Source organism: Mastigocladopsis repens PCC 10914 (genome assembly GCF_000315565.1).
GTDB classification, from domain to species: domain Bacteria; phylum Cyanobacteriota; class Cyanobacteriia; order Cyanobacteriales; family Nostocaceae; genus Mastigocladopsis; species Mastigocladopsis repens.
In genome coordinates, this window is the sequence record NZ_JH992901.1 from 2,732,064 (window position 1) to 2,755,147 (window position 23,084).

A 23,084-nucleotide genomic window follows, 5' to 3' on the forward strand; every position below is an offset into this window, starting at 1 on the left:
TCTACTACAAATTTTAGATTTTATTTATATTTTTTTAAATTTTTATTAAAAGTCTTTTGATAAGTGAGAAGCTTGATGAAGGAGTACAACAAGTCTCCCTCATCCTTCTTATGCCAGACACCAGGACGCTACTCATCATTGATGATTGTGCAGAGGATCGGAGAATCTATCGTCGATATCTCTTGAAAGATTCTCACCAGTCCTACCAGATTTTGGAAGCAGACTCTGCGAAGGACGGACTTGCTTTGTGCGAGGAAATACTCTGCGACGTTATTCTACTGGATTTTTGCCTACCTGACATGACTGGGCTAGAAATCCTAGATCAGCTTAAGCAGGAGAGATTTGAGCCTCCCGCGCCCGTAATTATGCTGACAGGACAAGGTGATGAAGAGGTCGCCGTACAAGCGATGAAAAGGGGTGTTCAAGATTACCTGGTCAAGCAACATCTGAAACCGGATGTGCTACAGTTAGCAGTCCGCAATGTGATTCAGCAAGCGCAATTGGAAAGTGTGCTTAGCAAAACAAAGGAAAGACAGCGCCTGATTATCCAACAGGCTGAACTGCTTGCTCAAACTCAAGCTGCTCTTTTGAGAGAACAGAAACTTAACGCATTTAAATCCCAAATCATCACAACGGTTTCTTACGAGTATCGAACGCCGTTAACTTCCATTCTGGCGGCTGCATCAACCCTCAAGCAATATGGCGATAAGCTGGATGAATCAAAACAGCAGAGGTTTCTGCAAATCATTGAACAGAAAGCTCGCCACATGGGTAAGTTAGTTGATGACTTACTTGTGTTTCATCAATTTGAGTTAAACAAAGCCCAGTTTAAGCCGCAACCGCTGGATTTGTGCCACTTTTTTTCTGAGTTGATAGAAGAGCAGCGAGAAAAAGTGAGCAATCGCCATCAATTGCTTTATAAGATCATTGGGGATCATAAGGGCTTCTGGGGCGATGGCTTACTTTTGCGGCAAATCTTTGTTAACTTAATGTCCAATGCGATTAAGTACTCCCCAGATGGAGGCAATATAGAGTTGCACCTGATTGGGAATGACTCACAAGTTATCTTTTACATCAAAGATCAGGGAATTGGTATACCAATAGAGGATCAAGAAAACTTGTTTCAAGCTTTCAGTCGTGGGAGTAACGTTGACACAATTCCTGGAACAGGTTTGGGACTAGCCATTGCTCAAGCGTGTGTAGAGTTACATGGCGGCGATATTACCTTGGAAAGTCAGGTGGGACGAGGAACTAGGGTGACAGTAACTTTACCGAAGCGACCTCTGATTTGATGATTTCGTAGTGAGCGCTAAACGCCAAGACAGCGCTCACTACAAATTACACCTGTCGGGTTTTACTCCGTTCAACTCATCCTACATTCTTTTTTTGAATCTCTTGTTTGATCAGTTCAAGATCAGTATAGGAGTCAGCAACGCTAATCAGACTTTCACTGGTCATTGAACCTAAACCAACAACTTCCACTTGGACTCCTTGGTAACTGATAGTATCAACAGCATAGGCAAGGTCGCCATCTCCACTCAACAGAACTAAGGTATCGCAGTACCTTGCTAAGGTCATCATATCGACCGTAATCTCTACATCCAAATCCGCTTTTTTGGAGCCATTTGGGAGCTGGGTTAGTTCTTTACTCACCACACGATAGCCATTGCGACGCATCCAGAGCAGAAAGCCTTGCTGTTTTTCATTTGCAGAATCAACACCTGTGTAGAAGTAAGCCCTAAGCAGTTGACGCTCCCTTGTCAGATAACGCAGTAGTTTGGTGTAATCAATTTCAAGATTGAGGTGCATTGCTGCATAAAACAAATTTGCGCCATCAATAAAAATGGCAATGCGTTGCTGTCGCTTATTGTTTGGAAAATTGTTCCAATGGTACGGTTGTAAGGTATTTGCACTCTCAATATCTGGTTTCTCAAGAATGGAAAGTTGTGTCACATTCAACGGTGTCTCAGGTTCCAACTTTAAGCGCCGTTGGTTCTTATGCTGAGGTCGTGGAAGTAGCTGCATGGAAATACAACTCCGAGCGTGCGTGATTTTTATTAAACAAAGCCGTGAACATCGTTCGACTTAAAACGGACAGATGGAAAAAGCCAAAAATTTAATATTTTCTTTATTTTTTACACTGCTTTGTTTTGCACGTCATCTTAAAAGATACAAATCTTGACCTTTTGTAATCTCTCTTATTTTTAACAATGCCATTCTGCTGCGGTCAACAAAAAAACGGAAATTTAGCCTTTAAACCTGTGAATTTGGTAGTAGCCTGACCACATTTGTCTATAGTTAATGAAGAACTGTCGTTTGGTTCCCTAGACAGGGGAGGCTTATGTTTGGATTGGGATGGACGGAAGTAGGTGTCATTGTTTTGGTCGCTGTTCTCATTTTTGGACCAAAAAAAATTCCGGAATTAGGCAGCGCACTGGGTAAAACTCTGCGGGGTTTTAAGGAGGAACTGAAAAATCCCAGTGAGGATACTAATCCGGAAAAAACAGAAGATTGAAGAAAGAAAGTTGAAAAATCAAGTTCTATCTTCTTTCTTCCTTTTTTAGAACTCATAACAGCGTATTGACCACAGAAGATGTCACCCCAATTTGGGAATCTACGGTGGACGAGTTGGTATTTTGTTGAGGGACTTCTTCTTTAATAACTCCACGCGCTGCAATTAACTTAATAGCGCGGCTGATGCTTTCTGGCAAAATGACGACTAGACTATTATCTGGAGCAGTGTCTAAGGCTCTGTTAACCGCGTCTGTTTCATTGAGAATAATTTCATACTGGCAGTTGGGGTTGACTTCCTTAATACCTTGAACAATTAAATCAGCAGCTGTACCCCGCACCCGTCCCCTGGTGTCATCATCTTCTTTAACGATGATGGAGTCAAAAATGTCCACTGCTAGTTTACCTAACATGATAAAGTCTTCATCGCGGCGATCGCCTGGTCCTCCAATCACCCCAATGCGTTCACCAGATGTCCAGTTACGGACAAAAGCCCCTAACGCTTCATAACTAGCTGGGTTGTGGGCATAGTCTACCAAAGCATGGTAGTTCCCCAAATTAAATAAGTTCATCCGTCCCGGCGTTTGACTGACTGAAGCGCGAAATGTATTCAAGCCTGCGCGAATTTGTTCTATTGATACATTTTGCACAAACGCTGCTAAAGAAGCTGCTAAAGCGTTGGCTATCATAAACGGCGCACGTCCGCCCATTGTCAGGGGTATATTTTCTGAGCGTTCAATCCGGTGCGTCCAATCGCCTTTTAGTATTGACAGATAGCCATTTTCATACACTGCGGCGACTCCTCCCTGTTGAATGTGCTTTCGCACCAATTCCGAATCTGGGTTCATGGTGAAGTAGGCAATATTGGCTTTGGTTTTTTCTGCCATAGCCGCTACTCGCCCGTCGTCAGCATTGAGGACTGCGTAGCCGTCGGGGAATACAGCTTCAGCAATCACACTCTTGAGATGCGCCAACTGTTCAATAGTATTTATGTCGCCTATTCCCAGGTGGTCTGCGGCAACATTTAAGACCACACCCACATTAGCCGCTTCAAAAGCCAATCCAGACCGGAGAATACCCCCACGAGCAGTTTCGAGTACTGCGACTTCTACAGTTGGATCTTGCAGGATGAGTTGGGCACTTTGGGGACCAGTGTTGTCTCCGACTTCCACTAAGTAATTTCCAATATATGTTCCGTCAGTCGTTGTATAACCTACGACCTTATTAGTCTGCTTAAAAATGTGTGCCAAGAGCCGGGTGGTTGTGGTTTTGCCGTTGGTACCTGTTACAGCAAGAATGGGTATGCGACTGATTTTGTCAGCAGGGAACAACATATCTAGCACTGCTCCCCCGACATTACGGGGGATACCAAGACTTGGAGCAACGTGCATCCGAAATCCAGGTGCGGCGTTAACTTCTACAATCACACCATCCACTTCTCGCAAGGGACGGCTAATATCCGATGTCACAATATCAATTCCTGCAATATCCAAACCGATAAGTTTGACTATCCGTTGTGCTAACCAAACATTTTCAGGATGGATTTCATCTGTACGGTCTACGGCACTGCCCCCTGTACTCAAGTTTGCCGTTGCCCGGAGATAGCAAATGTTGTCTTTAGGTAACACACTGTTAAGGGTGAAACCTTGCTTTTCCATGAGTTGGTAGCTGGTGCGGTCTAGTTCAATTTTGGTGAGGATGTTATCATGTCCTTCACCACGGTTTGGGTCTTTGTTAGTTTCCTCAATCAGCTCAAAGATGGTGGATCTGCCATTGCCAATCACATGAGCTGGCACACGTTCAGCAACTGCTACCACTTTGCCATCCACCACTAGTACCCGATGGTCGCGCCCGGTGTAATACCGCTCAACAATAATTGACCGGGAAATCTGTCTGGCTAAATCGTATGCAGCTTCTGCTTCTTCCCTGAAAGTGATATTGATGGAGATACCGCGTCCGTGATTGCCATCCAAAGGTTTGATGACGATGGGGTAGCCACCCACATGTTCTATGGCTTCTTCTAAATCGTCCAAGAAGTTGATCACCGTACCTCTTGGTACAGGGACTCCGGCGTTGGCAAGAACGCGTTTGGTGGCTTCTTTGTCGCAGGCTAGTTCTACTCCCAAGATGCCGGTATTGTCTGTCATGGTCGCTTGTATCCGCTTTTGATTCACGCCGTACCCTAGCTGAATCAAAAAGCGTGCGCCCAGCTGCATCCAGGGAATGCCTCTTTTTTCTGCTTCTTTGACTAGTGTTTCCGTACTCGGTCCTAATGAAGCGTCACGCCATAAGTCTTTCAGGTCTTGCAAATCTTGCTCTAATTCTGCCTTTGGATAGCGACCCCGATCAACAATACTTTGGCACAGCCGCACAGCTGCTCTGCCAGCGTAGCGTCCCGCTTCCTCGTTCAGATACTCGAACACTACCTGGTAAACTCCCGATGTTGACGTTTCTCGGGTTCGCCCAAAGCCTACGTGCATAAGAGCCAATTCTTGCAGTTCTATGGCTACGTGTTCCACAACATGACCCATCATGGTGCCTTCTCGCACCCGCATCAAAAAACCACCTCGACAGCCTGGCGAGCAATAGTGACCTTCCAGACTGGGCAGAGCCTCAACTAATCCTTCATAAAAGCCGAGAATTTCGTTTGTGGGCGTCTCGGCAATGTTTTCTAAATCGAGGCGCATGACAATCAGCTTGTGGCGTCGAATGCTCCAATAGTTGGGGCCGCGTAAGGTCTGGATCTTGAGGATTCTCATGGGAAATAGGTAGATGGAGATTCGGAACCAAAATTCTAGTTTCTTACTGGAATTGACCGCTTAACTGTTCATGGTAAACAGTTTTTTCTTCTTACATCGTATTATTCTCGCTTTTTCTGCTGCAACCTAAAAATTAGCGGTCAACCCAGTGTAACCTCTGCTACTGTTTGCCGTCAGCTGGAGACTCGGTACACAGCAGGTAATACTGTACGCTGGTACAAGTGATAGCGATCGCCGTGACTGAGAATGTGCAGTCGTAGATTGTGGATATTTAACGGTTCAGTTGCTCCTACATGTGGCTCGTTTGTATGAGTCACCTCGGTTGGATCTACAATCGTCACACTTCCTTTGCCTAAGACTTGTAGCCAACCATCGCGCTCAAACATGGCACATGTATCTTCATCAATACCGATCCCCAGGCGATCTGGATGAGCTGCGATCGCGCTCACGAGCCGCACCATGCGATTGCGATTGTGGAAGTGTTGGTCTACTATCACTTCTGGGATTAATCCTAAACCTGTAGCCATGTCTACTAAGGAGCGATTTGGCGATTCACCGCTACCTCCGCCTGCTATCATATGATGCCCCATCACCGCCGCCCCTGCACTTGTGCCTGCCAAGGTGAGTTGCCCTGATCTGACCCGCTGCCGGATAATGTCCATTGCTGGCGTATCTGACAGGACGCCACAGAGGCGCAATTGGTCTCCGCCTGTCAAAAAGACTCCCGTACAGCCTTCTAGGGATGCTTGGATGTAGGAGTCTTCACACTGTTCCCGTTCTCGAATGTCTAAGATTTCGACTTTCTTAGCACCCATTTCTTCAAAAATACGGATATACCTACCACCTATAATGCTTGGTTCACGGGAGGCAGAGGGAATAATTGTAATATGGGCATTGCTGGCACCAGAACGACTAACAAATGTCCGCAAAATTTCGCGTCCATGTACTTTGTCTTCTGCGCCTCCGATGACCAGAACGGCGGTTTTAGTAGCTTGGGGTGTCCTCATTTCCAGCGATTTAGCTTTTAATTGCGGCATTGTGTTTCTCCTGTCAACAACCTCAGATGAATTAAACAAGGTAGCTTTCGCCTGATGATTTTTACGCTTCGCTTCTTATGGAGGACAGTGCTTCACGCACAAAATGCCTCAGAAGTGCAGAGTGTCCTTTGCCGTTCCTCACTCAGAGGTACCTTGTTTTTCACCTAAGTCCCCAAAGGGGTAGGATGTAGGGGCGCAAAGCTTTGCGCCTCTATGGGTGTAGGGGCGCAAAGGTTTATGCCCATACGGGAGGTGTAAGGGAATAGGGTGGTTTGAAACCCTGTACTTTTGAAGATTTGGTTTGAAGTCTCTGAATTTGTGCATAGAGAAAAACAACCAGATTCTTTATTTAATCTCCCGAATTTATTTGTGGGTTCCCCTACCCCATATCCCCCTACAACCTGCGTGGAGGGAGAAAAGCAGGTCAAGACCCCCTTTTTTCTGAGGCTGGCTCGATGCATCCTGGAAGTTGTTAACTCGGTTCAGTTTAATAATTTAAAGGTAGATGTGACAATATTTAAACATAAATTAAGTAATTAGAAAAACTTGTGTTGACACGGAAAATCTCACATTTCCGGTACTTTTAGATACGCTTGATGTTGTTGAGATATTGTGTTACACAACATCAGCTTCAGGGTAAAGAGACGTTCCAATTTCAGATTAGTGTCCTCCAATACGAAATACTGTGCGCTTTGATATAGTTACGCTGTTTCCTGACTGTTTTACCTCCGTTCTCAACACCGGGCTGATAGGTAAGGCTCTGGCAAAACAGATTGCCCAAGTGCATCTGATTAATCCACGCGACTTTACCACTGACAAGCACCGGAAAGTTGATGATGAACCTTATGGCGGCGGTGTGGGGATGCTGATGAAGCCAGAACCTATCTTTGCTGCTGTAGAGTCGCTGCCGATTCTACATCGACGAGAGGTTATTTTGATGAGTCCTCAAGGTCAGACAATGAATCAACCGCTGCTGCGAGAATTGGCGACGAATTATGAGCAGTTGGTCGTGATTTGTGGTCATTACGAAGGGGTAGATGAGCGGGTGCTGCATTTAGTTGACCGCGAGGTGTCTTTGGGCGATTTTATTCTCACTGGTGGAGAAATTCCAGCAATGGCATTAATGAATGGTGTGGTGCGCCTTCTACCGGGAACAGTGGGTAAAGTCGAGTCCCTCACGGCAGAAAGCTTTGAGGAAGGACTGTTGGACTATCCCCAGTATACCCGTCCGGCGGTGTTTCGCGGCTGGAAAGTCCCTAATATCCTGCTTTCTGGCAATCATGCCGAAATTGCTAAGTGGCGCTACGAACAACAAATCAACAGAACACGCCTGCGCCGCCCCGATTTGCTTAAAAGTTGGCAGGAGAAGCGGGGGGAAGAGGACGCGGGGACGAAAGGACGCGGGGACGCTGAGAAAGGGTGATGGGGAGAAACTCTTGACTTGTGAGCCACAACTGATGACTAATGACTAATGACTAATGACTAATGACTAAAAAATGAATATTCGCATTGGTAACGGCTACGATATTCACCGCTTGGTGAGCGATCGCCCCCTGATTTTGGGCGGTGTCAATATTCCCCACTCATTAGGTTTGTTGGGACACAGCGATGCTGATGTTCTCACACACGCAATTATGGATGCTATGCTAGGGGCGCTTTCTTTGGGAGATATTGGACATTATTTTCCTCCCACAGATCCCCAATGGGCAGGCGCAGATAGTTTGGTGCTATTAAGTCAAGTCCATCAGTTGATTCGGGAAAAAGGCTGGCAGATAGGCAATGTTGACTCGGTCGTTGTGGCTGAACGTCCGAAATTGAAACCCCATATTGAGACGATGCGGGAAAAAATAGCCGGAGTTTTGCAAATACAGCCGAATCAAGTTGGTGTCAAAGCGACCACCAATGAAAAATTAGGTCCTGTTGGACGCGAGGAAGGGATTAGTGCTTACGCTGTTGTTTTGCTGACGCAGGAATAAATTTCCAAGTAGGATAGGCACTGCCCAGCATTATTACCTAAACTATGGGCGGGCAGGACAGCCAGCCCACCCTACAAGAAATGGATTGAATGCAATTGCAAACAACTGTAAAGCATGAATTAGCTAGGATGGAAATCAATGGTTGACAGCAGCAAATAAAACATAACTTGGTGGAAAATGATAGCTATGCAAGCCATAGATTTAGACAATAATGTAGACCGTCCAGATTTTGTTGCCTTAGATAAAGAGAGGCAAGTTATTCTGATAGCGGAAATCAAAGGTTTTCCGTTTAATTTCACAGATAAAAAAACTAAAGAATATGCTATTTTGCGGCTGATTGATTACTTGCAAGCTGCAAAAATCCTGATTCCCTTTGCCATGCTTGTTGATGTAGATAAAATTCTAATTTTTAAATGGGACGGGAAGAATTTGTCAGAACCGATTCTCTGCCTTAATACTGCTAACGTGCTAAGTCATTACGATCCAGAATTTAGCAACAAAAAAATATTTAGTTTTTACCTTACAGGATTGACAGAAGCCTGGCTGCGTGACTTAGCTTATCATTGGAAATCAGAAATATCGCCAGCATCTAAAGAGATGGCAAAAATCGGTTTGTTGCAGTTATTAGAAGAGGGAACCACTCAAGCTTATTAATAATAATTAGCAGTGATACTTTACGTTGAGACAAATTTTTTGATGAGCATTGCTAAAGGGCAAGATTCTCAAGCAGAAGACTTACTGAAAAATACGCCGACATCAGTCCGTTTAGCAGTGCCAAGTATTTGTTATGTAGAAGCTCTTACGACATTGGAGCAAGAGGAGAAATATAGTAAAGACTTCTTGAGACGATTGGACATTCAAATCAATGAGGCAGAACGAGATAAAACTTCACACAATGCACAATCACTTCGTACTCTGCTAGACCAAGCCAGAGTTAGCTTTAATAGACGAAAGAATGACATAGAACAACGTTTTTATACAGCTTTTAACCAGCTTTGTAGCAAGACAGAAATGATTACATTAAATACAGCCATCCTTCACGAAAGTTTAAATAGACCTATTCTAGAAAAACACGTTATAGACAAACTAATTTTGGAGTGCATAGTTCACCACGCACGCTTGCATCCTGATGAAATTAAGGTATTTTTAAGTAACAATTCCAAGGAATTCGGCAAACGGGAAGTGACAGAGGTTTTACGAGATACTGGTGTTCAGTATTTCAACAACACCCAAAACTTGCTTGGTTGGCTACAGTCTCAGTCCAATTGAGTCTGCTGCATATGAATTTACACGGGGTTGGTGTGAAAAACTGCTTTAGCAGCACTAGAATATACCTCAATTGGGTACAATATTAGCCTTCTTACTTAAATATAAAGTAAATATTTATGAATATTGGCATTTTTAAACAAATTTTCCGACGTAGTTGGATTTTGGCATTACTGGGTATTTGGGTAACGTTAGCCCTAAATGGCTGCAATCCCAGTCAGTTTAAAACCAAAGCTGCTCAAGTGCCCCAGCTGGTACGCAGCATGCTCAGTGACCCACAAACCTTTAACTACCCACTCAATCAAGATGCATCAACAACAACCCTTCTGGGATTAACTCTTGAGGGGTTAATTACCCAAAACTCAATAACTGGTAAAGTCGAACCAGCCCTAGCTCAATCGTGGGAAATTTCTGATGACAAAAAGCGGATTGTTTTTACCATGCGTGAGGGTTTGAAATGGTCTGACGGACAGGCACTAACAGTAGATGATGTGGTGTTTACTTACAACGACATTTACCTCAACCAAGCGATTCCTACCGATGTCAGAGACACCTTGAGGATTGGTGAAAGTGGTAAGCTACCCAGTGTGCGAAAATTAGATGAGCGTCGCGTTGAGTTTAGCGTACCGGAACCCTTTAGACCTTTCCTGCTCAATACAGGTTATCCAATTTTACCCGCCCATGCGTTGCAAGAATCAGTAAAGACGAAAGACGCAGAGGGGAAGCCGACCTTTTTATCAAAGTGGAGCGTTGATACTCCTCCAGACCAAATTATTGTCAACGGTCCTTATAAACTAGAACGTTACGAAACCGGTCAACGTGTGGTTATGCGCCGCAACCCCTACTACTGGCGTAAGGATGATAAAGGCAATCGTCAGCCTTATGTTGAACGCATTATTTGGCAAATTGTGGAATCCACAGATACTTCCTTGGTGCAATTTCGTTCTGGCGGATTGGATTCTGTGGGGGTGTCGCCAGAATTCTTTTCTTTGCTGAAGCAGCAAGAAAAACAAGGTAATTTCACAATTTACAATGGTGGTCCAGCCGCTGGTACGAATTTTGTTTGGTTCAATCTTAATAAAGGTAAAAGGAACGGCAAGCCGCTGGTCAATCCAGTAAAATCCCGTTGGTTCAATACTGTGGAATTTCGGCAGGCGGTAGCTTATGCCATCGACCGCGAAACGATGATTAACAACACTTTTCGTGGTTTGGGAGAACTACAAAATTCTCCAATTTCCGTACAAAGCCCGTATTTCCTTTCACCTAAAGAAGGGCTGAAAGTTTATAATTACAATCCACAAAAGGCAAAGGAACTGCTGCTCAAAGCAGGATTTAAGTATAATGACAGAGGTCAGCTACTAGATGCTGAGGGAAACCGTGTTCGCTTCACTTTGGTCACCAATGCAGGAAATAAAATCCGTGAGGCACTAGGATCGCAAATTAAACAAGACTTGAGCAAAATCGGTATTCAAGTCGATTTTACCCCATTGGCATGGAGTGCTTTCACAGACAAAGTTTCTAACAGCTTGGACTGGGAAGCATCTCTAATGGGATTAACAGGCGGGTTAGAACCGAATGATGGTGCGAATGTTTGGGCACCAGAAGGCGGATTACATATGTTTAATCAGAAACCTCAACCAGGACAAAAGCCGATTCAGGGTTGGGAGGTGGCTCCTTGGGAAGCAGAAATAGGCAAGCTTTACATCCAAGCTGCACGGGAATTTGACGAAGCTAAAGTTAAAGCAATTTATGCGAAAAGTCAGCAGATTACCCAGGAATATTTACCGTTTATTTACCTGGTTAACGTCTATTCATTGTCAGCGGTGCGCGATCGCTTTGAAGGTATTCAATACTCTGCTCTTGGCGGCGCATTCTGGAACATTCATGAAATCAAGGTGACTGATTAGTCATATATGGTAGGTTAGGTAATGCTTATGCCTAACCTACTGTTTAGACTCGTTAATTGCCTTCTGTCGTAGAGGCTGGACACTGAAGTGTATGATGCGAAAAGATTAGAATTTCTATCCCATGCTTTCTGTCCTCTTCCCTTTTCGCCGTCGCTGGCTTTCAACTGTACTGATACTAATTCTATGGCTGAGTTGTCAGTTATTTTTCACAAGCTGCAACCCAGCAAACTTCAAGACTAATGCGGCGCAAATTTCCCAATGGGTAACAGGTACTATCGGCGACCCGAAAACCTTTAACTACGCCTTCAATCAAGAGTATCCTCACGTTTTTTTGTTTACGGCTGAAGGACTGACAACCCTTAACGCTATGACAGGGAAAATTGAGCCTGCTTTAGCTGAATCATGGAATATTTCTGATGATAAAAAGCTGATTACTTTTACCCTACGCGAGGGTTTGAAATGGTCTGATGGCGAACCACTAACTGCTGATGATGTCATCTTCACTTATCAAGATATCATTTTCAACCCAAAGATTCCTACTGATTGGAAAGATGGACTGAAAATAGGTTCGAGTGGAGATTTTCCAAAAATCAGAAAAATAGATAATCGTCAAGTTGAATTTACTTTCCCTGAGCCTTTTTCACCTTTTCTTTACACGGCTGGAGGAGCATCAACAAATTCAATTGCTATCTTGCCAAAACACGCTTTAGAAGCATCTATCAAATCTCAAGATGCAAATGGCAATCCTCAATTTCTTTCGACTTGGACAACAGGTACTGATCCGGCAAAAGTTATTGTTAATGGTCCTTATAAAATAGAAAGTTACATTCCTAGTCAGCGTGTGGTATTTCGGCGTAATCCTTATTACTGGCGCAAAGATAGCCAAGGAAATCAATTGCCTTATGTTGAGCGAATTGTTTGGCAAATTATAGAATCTACCGATACGATGATTCTACAATTTCGCTCTGGTGGATTAGATACAGTTACAGTGAGTCCTGAAAATTTTTCCTTACTCAAACGGGAAGAAAAAAGAGGAAAATTTACTATATACAATGGTGGTCCAGACTTTAGTACACTTTTTATTTCCTTCAATTTAAACAAAGGCCAGCGAAACGGACAGCCTCTTATTAACCCGATGAAATCTCGTTGGTTTAATACATTGGCATTTCGGCGAGCAGTTGCTCATGCCATCAATAGAAAAGCAATACTAACTAATGTATATCGGGGAATTGGTACGCTACAAAATTCACCTATTGAAACTCAAAGCCCCTTTTATACTCCTCCAAACAAAGATGTGAAAGTGTATGATTACAATATAGAAAAAGCTAAAGAATTACTCTTAAATGCTGGTTTTAAATATAATAATGGAAACCAGCTGTTAGATGCTGATGGTAATCGCGTACGCTTTACTCTGTTAACTAATGTTGAAAATAAAACCCGTGTGACAATGGGGGCGCAAATAAAGCAAGACTTAAGTAGAATTGGTATTCAAGTTGATTTTAACCCGATTACTTTTAATACCCTCACAGACAAGCTTGCTAACAGTTTCGATTGGGAATGTTACATAGGTAGCTTTATTGGAGGACCAGAACCACATGATGGAGTAAATGTGTGGACACCTGATGGTGGATTACACGTCTTTAACCAAAAATCACTACCAGGACGAGAACCTCTGATTGGTAGAGAAGTCCCAGATTGGGAGGCAGAAATTGGTCGTCTTTATGTAAAAGCAGCGCAAGAGTTTGACCAAAACAAGCGTAAAGAAATTTACGCCGAAACGCAACGCCTCGCACAGGAATATTTACCTTTTGTTTATTTGGTGAATCCTTTATCTTTAGCAGCAGTACGCGATCGCCTAGAAAATGTAAAATTCTCTGCTATGGGTTCTCAAAGAGGAGCGTTGTGGAACAAGTATGAAATTAAAGTCGCAGAATAGTTATTAGTTAATAGAACAAGCGATAAGGGAAAAGGGATAAATGACAGATGACAAATCTTTGCGATCGCTCCTGCAAGACCTTGCCAATGGTAACATCACCCCAGATGCAGCATTAGAAAAACTCAAACACTTGAGTTATGAACCTGTCGGCGAGTTTGCCAAAATTGACCATCACCGCGCCTTAAGAACTGGCTTCCCAGAAGTCATTTGGGGACCAGGTAAAACTCCTGACCAAATTGCTCAAATTATGGAAGCTATGCGCCAGCGCAACCCAGTGGTCATGGCAACACGCATAGAACCAGATGTTTTTGCCGCACTGGAAACAAAAGTTCATGGTCTGCGCTACTACGACTCGGCGCGAATTTGTGCCATCGCACCTCCTACCATTGAACCACAGTATCCTGGAACAATCGGGATTCTTTCTGCTGGCACTGCTGATTTACCCGTTGCTGAGGAAGCTGCGCTCACCGCAGAACTTTCTGGTTTCCGTGTGCAGCGCCTTTGGGATGTGGGAGTTGCAGGAATTCACCGTCTGCTAAACAACCGCCATGTCATCGAATCAGCATCCGTGTTAATAGTTGTCGCGGGGATGGAAGGCGCTTTACCCAGCGTGGTTGCAGGTTTGGCAGATTGTCCTGTCATAGCTGTTCCCACTAGCATCGGTTACGGCGCAAGTTTTGGAGGTTTAGCACCACTATTGACAATGCTCAACTCTTGTGCTGCGGGTGTCGGTGTGGTGAATATCGATAATGGCTTTGGTGCAGCAGTATTGGCGGGGCAAATTTTGCGGACGGCTAATAAATTAAGACCATCATTAAACACTTAGTTTGTATATATAGCAATTAGCAATCCATGCAGAAGTTGTGATCTCTCGTCTCTTTCCTCTGTGTCCTCTGCGGTTTATAAAAAAAGCTAAGTTCACAAATCATTTAGGATTGCTATTACAGTCCTAAATGATTCTTGAATAACGATACCCTAATTTCTTAAAGAAACCGGGGCATAAGGAACTAAAAAGCTAAATCAATTTTTTAATATCACCAAAAGCACGGTAGAAACAACCACTAGCTGACTGACGCACTTCTTGAACAAGATAGCGATCGCCCTCTTGACGCATATCTTTGGGAAACTGTACATTCCAATTAGGGTTATATCCTGGCGACACAACCCGAATTCTCAGTTTACCTCCCTCACGAATACACTCAACAATCACCCCCAAACTAGTGTCTGTTGTGGTTTCCAAGACTGCGGAGGGTGCTGTTCCCCCGGATGTAGGTGCTTTAATCATAGTTGCTTGGGGAACTATACCCTCTTGCGCGGCTTTAATTGCTGCTTCACTAGCATCGATACAAGCTAGAGAACCATCTGTAGTGACGATATAAATGCAATTATCTAAAAACTGCATAGATAAAGCCGAACCGCAGCCAGTGGCAAGCTTCCAAAGGCGTTCTCCTACTTGATTAAAGCAATAAACTGAAGAGCTGTTGTCACCAGCAAACACATATTGACCATCAAGTGTAGTGGCGCAAGAATACACTGCTGCATCGCACTTGTAAACTGCCTTTGCCTCACCTTTGTTGCTAAAAGAGTAAACTTTATGGTCGCTTGTGCCTGCATAAACGGCTGATCCTTGTTGCCAACCAAATAGCACAGAGCCTCCAGTCTTTTGGTGCCAAAGCATCCGACCCTCTTTGTAATCGTACATCGTCACGCCCTTGCTATGTCCGTGATAGATACCAGCTTCGTGACAACGCACCATCCAGCCAGAATCACCTTGGCTTAAACGAGTCCACTGGGATTCATCATCATGATCAATTGTTGTGACACTACCGTTAGCGTCAGAAACTCCCAATAAGCCATCCTTGATATCTAGCCAAAAAATATCAACATTTTCATCAATTTTGTAGGCAAGACGTGGTAACTTACCTGTGAGGTCATAGACGTTGCCATCATCGCAACCAGCGTAAATCCAAACATCATCCGCAACTAAACATTTAACACCATCAGGGAGTTTAAACTGATTGACAACTTTCCCCTGATGGTTAAGTGCAAAAACTTGACCTGCTTGGTTGCCTACCCAGCAACGGTTAGTGTCAATGAAAATCCCAAAGGCTGCTGAAGCCGAGTTAAATTTCCACAGAATAGGCGCATGTTTTGCTGTTGAGGCATTACTGGTGACTTGGCGTCGTGTCACAGGACGCTTCTGGCGCACACCTATGACAGCGTGTTCATAACCTTTTTTCAGTTTTTCGTTAATCTTCTTAGTCGCTTCCGCTTTCGCTTTGTCAGCAGTGGGGTAAGTTTTGCTCTGAGTTTGCCCTAAGTCACCAATACGACCATAACTTATAATGACTTCAGTCTCTTTGACGATGACTTGATAAAACTTGTGCGAGCCTCCATTCGCTTCTGAAAGCTCTAAGTATGTCTTTTCTTCAGCCATAACATTTTTCAACAAACCGAATTTAAATCTTCAGACCATAGGCATCTTGACGATCCTTATTCGGTTCTAACTGCTACGATCGCACTGTGTCGATAATTTGCGCTCAGTTTCTCAAGAGCGAATGCTGTGTTACCCGCAAATATTTAGGAAATTTCAGATGACGCAGAAACAATTGATTTATTGGTGGCAAAAATGGTTGCGTCCCATCGTGATACGTTTTGCTGTTGCAGTAGTGCTAACGATAGGCATGTTAGGCATCTTGGGAAGCACGGCTTTTATGAGTTATGCGATCGCTCCTCCAACTGCTGCTGCATTCAATACTCAACTTGTCAGCCTCACTAATCGCATCCAAAATGATACACAAATCACACCAGAAGTGACTGTGTATCGCAGTCCCGACTGTAGCTGTTGTGGTGGATGGATTGACCACTTAAAAGCACAGGGTTTTGCAATCAAAGATTTTCCCACACCTAACATTGAAGCAGTAAAACAAAAGTACAACGTGCCAGATAATTTGACATCTTGCCACACAGCAATTGTTAATGGATATGTCATTGAAGGACACGTCCCAGCAGACGACATCAAACGCCTGCTTCAAGAAAAGCCAAATTTGCTCGGCTTATCTGTTCCCCAAATGCCTGTAGGTACTCCTGGAATGGAAATAGGGAATCAAAAAGACCCATTTACCGTGTTTTCCTTTGATCGCAAGGACGCAGTGATGGTATTTAACAAGTATCCAGCCTCTTGATATAACTAATTACTCATCAAGAAGCTGATTCTCCCTTCCCGGTACAAAATTACCTCTCTCTTCCTTGGCGTTCTTGGCGTCTTGGCGGTTCGTTTAGGATTGCTACATGCTTCTTTAAATGCCTATTAACTTATTCTGAGTTCTGTGTTCTGACAACTCAGTTCTTCTTAAAGAAGATTTTTGCAGATAGCCGAGAAATTGCGGTTGGCATTACCTAAACTTTAAGGTTATGACGGTGATGCTCATAAATACCGAGGCTAGAAATGAAGCGTTGGATTGTACTGGCAGCATTTACCTTGAGCTTTTTACTGGCTATTTTTGTATCACTAGACTATGCGGTAAATGCAGAGGTGGTGGCTCAAAACATCAGTGATCCAGATATTTTAGGTCAAATCCAAAAAGCTTTTACACATTTTGTGCAGACCGGTCAAGCTTGGGCGTTGTTGATTGGATTGGTTCTTGGGTATATGATTCGGAATTTGACAAGCTACGGTTAAAACCCATTAGTTAGTTCTTAGTTGTTAGTTATTAAAGAGTACTACTATCTATTAACCACTATCTACTAAGCACTACCCTTGCGCCTATGACAGAACAACAAACTTGGAGTCAACGGTTTGAATCAGCACTGCATCCTGCAATAGCCCGGTTTAATGCTAGTATTCATTTTGACATCGAATTAATAGAGTACGATCTCACTGGCTCTCAAGCTCACGCCAAAATGCTGGCTCACACTGGCATTATTTCCCCAGAAGAAGGAGAGCAACTGGTTGCAGGTTTGGAACAAATTCGCCAAGAATATCGCCAAGGCAAATTTCACCCAGGTATTGAAGCGGAAGACATACATTTTGCCGTTGAGCGGCGGCTTGTGGAAATTGTAGGCGATTTAGGTAAAAAGCTACACACAGCACGTTCTCGCAATGACCAAGTAGGGACTGATACCAGACTGTACCTCCGCGACCAAATCCAACAAATCCGCAACCAACTGCGAGAATTTCAACAAGTTTTACTAAATATCGCGGAAAAACACGTTGAAACGCTGATTCCCGGTTATACTCATTTGCAACGCGCCCAACCTCTAAGTTTGGCTCACCACTTGCTGGCATACTTTCATATGGCGCAACGCGATTGGGAACGTTTAGAAGATGTTTCTCGGCGAGTCAATATCTCACCGTTGGGGTGCGGTGCTTTAGCTGGAACGACTTTCCCCATAGACCGTCACTACACAGCCCAACTCTTGCATTTTGATGGAGTTTATGCTAATAGCCTCGACGGAGTGAGCGATCGCGATTTTGCGATCGAATTTCTTTGTGCTGCCAGCCTCATTATGGTTCACCTCAGCCGTCTTTCAGAAGAGGTCATTCTTTGGGCGTCAGAAGAGTTTCGCTTTGTGAGTCTCAAGGATAGCTGCGCTACTGGTTCCAGCATTATGCCCCAAAAGAAGAACCCCGACGTACCGGAATTGGTACGGGGGAAAACTGGACGGGTATTTGGACATCTCCAGGCAATGTTGGTCATGATGAAGGGCTTACCCTTGGCATATAACAAAGACCTGCAAGAGGACAAAGAAGGCTTGTTTGACAGTGTTAACACTGTCAAAGCTTGCTTAGAAGCAATGACGATTTTACTCCAAGAAGGTTTAGAATTTCGTACCCAGCGCTTGGCAGAGGCAGTCACAGAAGACTTCTCTAATGCTACGGATGTAGCAGACTATCTTGCTGCACGAGGTGTACCCTTCCGAGAAGCATACAATCTAGTGGGCAAAGTGGTAAAAACCAGTATTGCTGCTGGAAAACTCCTCAAAGATTTAAGCTTGGAGGAGTGGAAACAACTGCATCCAGTATTTGCAGTAGATATATACGAGGCAATATCACCTCGGCAAGTGGTTGCAGCTCGTAATAGCTACGGTGGCACAGGTTTTGCCCAAGTCAAGCAAGCACTCCTTGCCGCCCGCACTCAAATCACTGCTGAATAATCAACAAGGGCGCACAAATAATGTACGCCCTGATACCTCAAAGAGCTATAGGGCAAAAAACATTTTGAATAGAGAACCTATTCAGCATCGACTGCTGCTGCGCCCTCATCTTCTTCGCTCTTCGGTGGTCGTTGTTGGAACCTTCTTTGGAAACGTCCTGTTGTCGTCCGTTTACGAAACTTTCGGGCATATGCCTGGTTCCGTAGCGCCTTTTCTTTTTTCGGATTGCGGCGCTTAGCCATGTTCACCTCATTAATAAACAACAAACAAGTTGCCTCTAGGCTATATGTAGGCAATAACATTTATCGGTATTACTTATATAGTTTTAGCCTAGTTTAGCAACTGACATATTTCAGACGGTTGTTAATTTTATCGCATTCAAATTAATTATGTCAATAGCTTTCTAGAATCATGACTCTGCCTAAGGTGTCTCCCGTATTGCAAATGGTAGAATCAATTTAGATTCTGCGGTAATCGTTAGAATAAGACCCGAAGCTATGAGCACTATTGTATAATACAAAACTCAGAATCTTATCTGAGAAAGTGTGAGTGGCGGGGGAACTCTCCAGTACAAAACAGACATTTGAAAATTGAACGTTCTTGCTTTTTTTGCTGTGGCTTTTCAGTCCACACGTAACTTATGGCGTATTGGACAAACCGTGCTGGGTATTATTTTCCGTCATCCCATCCCCGGTACGAGTATTATCCCGATTTTGCCAGATGGTCAAATTGTGTTGATCCGGCGGCGCGATAATGGTCGTTGGGCATTACCAGGAGGGATGGTGGACTGGGGAGAAGATGTACCTAGTGCTATCCAACGAGAATTGATGGAGGAAACCGGACTGGAACTGGTGAAAATTCGGCGTTTAGTCGGTGTTTACTCCGCACCAGATCGCGATCCTAGAATCCATTCAATTTGTATCGTTGTTGAAGCAGAAGTTCAGGGAAAAATGCAAATTCAAGATACTTTGGAAGTGATGGAAATCCAAGCGTTTCCACTCAATTCCCTACCTCCAGGACAGATGTCTCACGACCACTCTCAGCAGTTGCAAGACTATCTAAATGGTTTGACAACGTTGGCTTAGTGGTATTTTGGTAATGGTTAGTGCTTAGTAGTTAGTCGTTAGTAGAAAATTTAAATAACAACTAACTACTACCAACTAACAAATAACAATTTTTCAATTCAAAATCTGCTAAAGATAACTCTTATATTAAATAACTAAATATATGGATTCTCTATTGCGTAACTCCCGGATCAAGCTTTCTCAAGGGATACTTTTCTGGCGTGAGATTGGTGAAGGAACTTCTATAGTTTTCTTGCATGGTGCTTGGAATGATAGCAGCGAATGGGTTCCTGTCATGGAGATGCTGTCGCGGGATTTCCATTGCTTTGCTCCAGATTTATTAGGATTTGGTGAGTCAGAGTTTCCAAACGTCCACTATTCAATTGATTTGCAAGTTGAGTGTTTAGCACAATTGCTGCACGCCTTGAAGCAAGAAAAGGTGTGTTTGGTAGGACATTCCCTTGGGGGTTGGATTGCTGCTAGTTATGCTTTAAAGTATCCAGAACAAATTTATGGTTTGGTGCTACTAGCGCCTGAGGGTGTAGAGATAGAAGGACAGAAAAAGCGTTGGCAGAAATTGCAGCGGATAGTGAAGCGTTCACCGCTGGTTTTTCAATTGTTGCGACTCCTTCGTCCCATAACCAAAATGTTTGGTTTGAATGAAACAATTGAACAGGATTGGCATTTTCATCAGGTGATGCTGCAATATCCTACCGCCTGCCAACTCCTCTTCGAGCGTCAGCATCCAGAAATTCAGGCAGAATTGCTGCATGAGCGATTGTCCTTGTTGACAGCGCCAGTTCTCATTTTACTAGGTGGCAAAGACAGCCAAGAAGCTCTTGAGATGAGTCGGGCTTACGCTCAATACATTCCTCAAGCGGAGTTGAAAATGATCGCCCACGCAGGGGATAATTTACCAGAGTCCTGTAGTGGAGTTGTGGCTGGGGATATTCGCGACTTTATCAAGAGTGAAAATAACTATGAAATTCATCATTCATAACTATTTTTTGCATTCCCCAAAAAATCAAATTTTGCTCCACAATTAAACGCTTTGCAATCTCAGGAAATTGAGATTGCAGATAGTTTACCAGCAAAGTGCGATCGCCCCCAGTAATCGCAACATTCCCATCAGGAAAATCGCGCCACCACGCCTCAATAAAATCTTTTATCCCTGCAACTAAAGTATAAATAACCCCACTTTGCATCGCCTCTTGAGTATTCAAAGCGTACCGTTGGGGAAGTTGCTGGGGAAGTTCAACTTTTGGTAATTGTCCTGTTCTTTGATTAAGAGTCGCTAGTTGCAAGCCAAGTCCTGGAAGAATTGCACCTCCTACTAAATACTGGTTAGTATCCGCACCTGTAAACGTCAGTGCTGTCCCGGCATCAATGACCAGCATGGGGAAACCCCAGTTCCTCCCAGCACCCCATAAAGACAAGGCGCGGTCAATTCCTAGTGTGGGATACATCCCCTTGATGGGAACTTGGTCTAAGGTAGTAATGCGAACATTAGGATAAGTTTGCCACAGTGCCGTTTGACTGGGAACGACAGAGGCGAGGAGGAGGGGGAGAGAGGAGGAGGGGGAGATGGGGAGGTAGGCTGCTAAGTCCTCTAGTGTTTGAGATTGAGAGAGTTTCTGCACAAGCTGATCTGGTAGATAGTCTGTATCCCAAGCATGAATCAGGGTTTCGCCTGCAAAGTGCGCCCAATGCAGTCGGGAATTTCCAATCATCAAAGCTAGCCAGAAAGAGCTATTAGCCATTCACTATAAAATCAAGATAAAAAGAGCGCTTCTGAACAGAGTTACACTCTAAAAAATCTTAAATTTGGTAAACGCATAATGTCTACCTACGTAGAGGCACAACAAAACATCCGCAATGGAAGTCATGCCGTAGTGATTGGCGGTAGCATGGCTGGACTACTGGCAGCGAGAATTTTAGTAGAACACTTTGAGCGTGTTACTGTGGTGGAACGCGATCGCTTACCGCAGGAACCAGAAACTCGTCCGGGTGTACCCCAAGCTCATCACGTCCATGTACTGCTAACCCAAGGTCAACGCATTCTCGAGCAACTGTTTCCAGGTATAGAGGCTGAAGTGACAGCTGCTGGTGCGCCTAGTGTAGACTGGGTAGCAGAATGCACCTATTTGAATTTGTGGGGTTGGGTATCCGGTGGTTCTTCAGACTTAATTACTCGCACTTGTAGTCGTGCCTTGTTAGAATGGGTAGTGCGTCGTCGTTTGAGTAACTATAGCAACCTGCAATTTTTGCCAACAACTCAGGTAAAGGGATTGCTGAGTGACAATAGCAATTCCAGAGTCAAAGGAGTAGAATTATGCGGTTGTGATGATTTTCACACAACAGAATTAGCAGCCGATTTGATTGTTGATGCCAGTGGACGCAATTCTCAACAGCCCAAGTGGTTAGAAGAAATTGGTTATGAACCTCCTACTGAAACCGTCATTAACTCTTTTTTAGGTTACAGTACCCAGTGGTATGAACGCCCAGAAGGTTTACAGGCTGATTGGAAGGCGCTAGTGGTGGCTGCAAAACCACCCCATGATAAGCGTGGAGGTGTCATCTTTCCCATCGAAGGCAACCGTTGGCAAGTACTCGTATCGGGTATCGGTCGAGACTATCCACCTACTGATGAAGCTGGCTTTATGGAATTTGTCCGCAGCCTCCGCACCCCAGTGATTTACGACGCACTTCAAAGCGCCAAACCCCTCTCTCCAGTTTATGGCTATCGGCGTACAGAGAATCGCTGGCGTCATTACGAAAAGCTTTCTAGGTTGCCAGAAGGATTGCTGGCAATTGGGGATGCTGTTTGTGCCTTCAATCCTGTTTACGGTCAGGGTATGACTGTTGCTGCATTGAGTGCTTTAACCCTTAAAGAGTGCTTACAGGAGCAATTCCGGTATCGAAAGGGCAACTTCACGGGTTTAACTAAGAACTTTCAAAACCAGCTATCTAAAGTTTTGCAAACTCCCTGGTTGATGGCAACAGGTGAAGATTTCCGTTGGGAAACTACCTCTGGCGGTCATCCTGACAAAATCACCCAACTGATGCACCGATACATGGATCAAATCATGTTGCTATCGATTAGCAATCCCAAGATATACCGCAGTTTTGCAGAAGTGACACATCTGGTCAAGCCTTCAAGGACGCTTTTTGCGCCTGATATTTTAGTACAAGTTTTAGGGACGTTGCTAAATCAAAGTAGGAATCAGGAGAAAGCCCTGAGGCAAGGAGTAAACTAGGAATATTATCTTCTTGCTTCAGATACCTGAGAAATATGGGCTATGAGTTAAGCCTGCCTCTGCAAGCTTTATTTGCGTAGTAACTCTTGCAAAAATCAATTTTATGATGGAACCACAGATGCACACAGATGAACACAGATAATTCATCTGTGTGCATCTGTGGTTGTAACTTCACTTTTGTAATGTTCTAGTCTTTGTTTCGCGAACTTTGTTT

Annotated in this window: 21 protein-coding genes; 15 read left to right on the forward strand and 6 right to left on the reverse strand. The window is 44.0% G+C overall.

What is annotated here, in order from left to right:
- The first annotated feature begins 110 nt into the window (after nt 1-110).
- Nucleotides 111-1,292 carry a hybrid sensor histidine kinase/response regulator gene (locus MAS10914_RS0114335; RefSeq protein WP_017316630.1) on the forward strand — a complete coding sequence of 394 codons (1,182 nt, stop codon included), beginning with the start codon at nt 111-113 and terminating at the stop codon, nt 1,290-1,292.
- A gap of 76 nt (nt 1,293-1,368) precedes the next feature.
- Here MAS10914_RS0114335 and MAS10914_RS0114340 read toward each other — a convergent pair whose 3' ends face one another.
- The gene (locus MAS10914_RS0114340; protein WP_017316631.1) at nt 1,369-2,025 is read right to left on the reverse strand and encodes a LabA-like NYN domain-containing protein; all 657 of its coding nucleotides are present in this window, start codon (nt 2,023-2,025) and stop codon (nt 1,369-1,371) included.
- A 316-nt stretch (nt 2,026-2,341) separates the two neighbouring features.
- On the opposite strand from MAS10914_RS0114340, the gene MAS10914_RS0114345 reads away from it, so the two are divergent.
- Nucleotides 2,342-2,515 (forward strand): Sec-independent protein translocase subunit TatA/TatB, encoded by a 174-nt coding sequence (locus MAS10914_RS0114345; RefSeq protein WP_017316632.1) that lies wholly within the window; start codon nt 2,342-2,344, stop codon nt 2,513-2,515.
- Nucleotides 2,516-2,567: 52 nt separating this feature from the next.
- Here MAS10914_RS0114345 and cphA read toward each other — a convergent pair whose 3' ends face one another.
- Nucleotides 2,568-5,270, reverse strand: a complete 2,703-nt coding sequence (gene cphA, locus MAS10914_RS0114350; protein WP_033365264.1) for a cyanophycin synthetase — start codon at nt 5,268-5,270, stop codon at nt 2,568-2,570.
- A gap of 173 nt (nt 5,271-5,443) precedes the next feature.
- The gene (locus MAS10914_RS0114355) at nt 5,444-6,307 is read right to left on the reverse strand and encodes a cyanophycinase (RefSeq protein WP_017316634.1); all 864 of its coding nucleotides are present in this window, start codon (nt 6,305-6,307) and stop codon (nt 5,444-5,446) included.
- 685 nt (nt 6,308-6,992) lie between these two features.
- On the opposite strand from MAS10914_RS0114355, the gene trmD reads away from it, so the two are divergent.
- The 7 genes from trmD to larB all read left to right on the forward strand — a co-directional run bounded on the left by trmD (nt 6,993) and on the right by larB (nt 14,218).
- Entirely contained in the window at nt 6,993-7,730 is a 738-nt protein-coding gene (trmD, locus tag MAS10914_RS0114360) for a tRNA (guanosine(37)-N1)-methyltransferase TrmD (RefSeq protein ID WP_017316635.1), read from the forward strand.
- Between the two features lie 73 nt (nt 7,731-7,803).
- Nucleotides 7,804-8,283, forward strand: a complete 480-nt coding sequence (ispF, locus tag MAS10914_RS0114365) for a 2-C-methyl-D-erythritol 2,4-cyclodiphosphate synthase (RefSeq protein ID WP_017316636.1) — start codon at nt 7,804-7,806, stop codon at nt 8,281-8,283.
- A gap of 186 nt (nt 8,284-8,469) precedes the next feature.
- Nucleotides 8,470-8,937 carry a hypothetical protein gene (locus MAS10914_RS0114370; RefSeq protein ID WP_017316637.1) on the forward strand — a complete coding sequence of 156 codons (468 nt, stop codon included), beginning with the start codon at nt 8,470-8,472 and terminating at the stop codon, nt 8,935-8,937.
- A 12-nt stretch (nt 8,938-8,949) separates the two neighbouring features.
- Nucleotides 8,950-9,552 (forward strand): PIN domain-containing protein, encoded by a 603-nt coding sequence (locus MAS10914_RS0114375; RefSeq protein ID WP_269635055.1) that lies wholly within the window; start codon nt 8,950-8,952, stop codon nt 9,550-9,552.
- Between the two features lie 116 nt (nt 9,553-9,668).
- The gene (locus MAS10914_RS0114380) at nt 9,669-11,456 is read left to right on the forward strand and encodes an ABC transporter substrate-binding protein (protein ID WP_017316639.1); all 1,788 of its coding nucleotides are present in this window, start codon (nt 9,669-9,671) and stop codon (nt 11,454-11,456) included.
- Between the two features lie 121 nt (nt 11,457-11,577).
- Complete coding sequence (locus MAS10914_RS0114385; RefSeq protein WP_017316640.1) at nt 11,578-13,392, forward strand: ABC transporter substrate-binding protein; 1,815 nt, start codon at nt 11,578-11,580, stop codon at nt 13,390-13,392.
- Between the two features lie 40 nt (nt 13,393-13,432).
- Complete coding sequence (gene larB, locus MAS10914_RS0114390) at nt 13,433-14,218, forward strand: nickel pincer cofactor biosynthesis protein LarB (RefSeq protein ID WP_017316641.1); 786 nt, start codon at nt 13,433-13,435, stop codon at nt 14,216-14,218.
- A gap of 189 nt (nt 14,219-14,407) precedes the next feature.
- Here the strand turns inward: larB and MAS10914_RS0114395 are convergent, their stop codons facing one another.
- A complete protein-coding gene (locus MAS10914_RS0114395) occupies nt 14,408-15,829 on the reverse strand; it encodes a WGR domain-containing protein (RefSeq protein ID WP_017316642.1) in 1,422 nt (473 codons plus the stop codon).
- 157 nt (nt 15,830-15,986) lie between these two features.
- Between MAS10914_RS0114395 and MAS10914_RS0114400 the strand changes: the two genes are divergently transcribed.
- The 3 genes from MAS10914_RS0114400 (at nt 15,987) to argH (ending at nt 18,549) form a co-directional block, all read left to right on the forward strand.
- On the forward strand, nt 15,987-16,577 hold the full coding sequence (locus MAS10914_RS0114400; RefSeq protein ID WP_017316643.1) for a DUF411 domain-containing protein: 591 nt from the start codon (nt 15,987-15,989) through the stop codon (nt 16,575-16,577).
- 263 nt (nt 16,578-16,840) lie between these two features.
- Nucleotides 16,841-17,074 (forward strand): hypothetical protein, encoded by a 234-nt coding sequence (locus tag MAS10914_RS0114405; protein WP_017316644.1) that lies wholly within the window; start codon nt 16,841-16,843, stop codon nt 17,072-17,074.
- Nucleotides 17,075-17,160: 86 nt separating this feature from the next.
- Nucleotides 17,161-18,549: an argininosuccinate lyase gene (gene argH, locus MAS10914_RS0114410; protein ID WP_017316645.1), complete on the forward strand. Its 1,389-nt coding sequence runs from the start codon at nt 17,161-17,163 to the stop codon at nt 18,547-18,549.
- A 77-nt stretch (nt 18,550-18,626) separates the two neighbouring features.
- On the opposite strand, the gene MAS10914_RS34975 is transcribed toward argH, so the two are convergent.
- A complete protein-coding gene (locus tag MAS10914_RS34975) occupies nt 18,627-18,791 on the reverse strand; it encodes a hypothetical protein (RefSeq protein WP_016875490.1) in 165 nt (54 codons plus the stop codon).
- 348 nt (nt 18,792-19,139) lie between these two features.
- Between MAS10914_RS34975 and MAS10914_RS0114420 the strand changes: the two genes are divergently transcribed.
- Together MAS10914_RS0114420 and MAS10914_RS0114425 are read left to right on the forward strand one after the other, a co-directional pair.
- On the forward strand, nt 19,140-19,634 hold the full coding sequence (locus MAS10914_RS0114420; RefSeq protein WP_017316647.1) for an NUDIX hydrolase: 495 nt from the start codon (nt 19,140-19,142) through the stop codon (nt 19,632-19,634).
- A gap of 142 nt (nt 19,635-19,776) precedes the next feature.
- Entirely contained in the window at nt 19,777-20,613 is an 837-nt protein-coding gene (locus tag MAS10914_RS0114425) for an alpha/beta fold hydrolase (protein ID WP_017316648.1), read from the forward strand.
- On the opposite strand, the gene MAS10914_RS0114430 is transcribed toward MAS10914_RS0114425, so the two are convergent.
- Entirely contained in the window at nt 20,576-21,373 is a 798-nt protein-coding gene (locus MAS10914_RS0114430; RefSeq protein WP_017316649.1) for a pantothenate kinase, read from the reverse strand. The genes MAS10914_RS0114425 and MAS10914_RS0114430 overlap by 38 nt on opposite strands.
- 78 nt (nt 21,374-21,451) lie before the next feature.
- On the opposite strand from MAS10914_RS0114430, the gene MAS10914_RS0114435 reads away from it, so the two are divergent.
- The gene (locus MAS10914_RS0114435; RefSeq protein ID WP_017316650.1) at nt 21,452-22,870 is read left to right on the forward strand and encodes an FAD-dependent oxidoreductase; all 1,419 of its coding nucleotides are present in this window, start codon (nt 21,452-21,454) and stop codon (nt 22,868-22,870) included.
- Nucleotides 22,871-23,084: the final 214 nt, after the last annotated feature.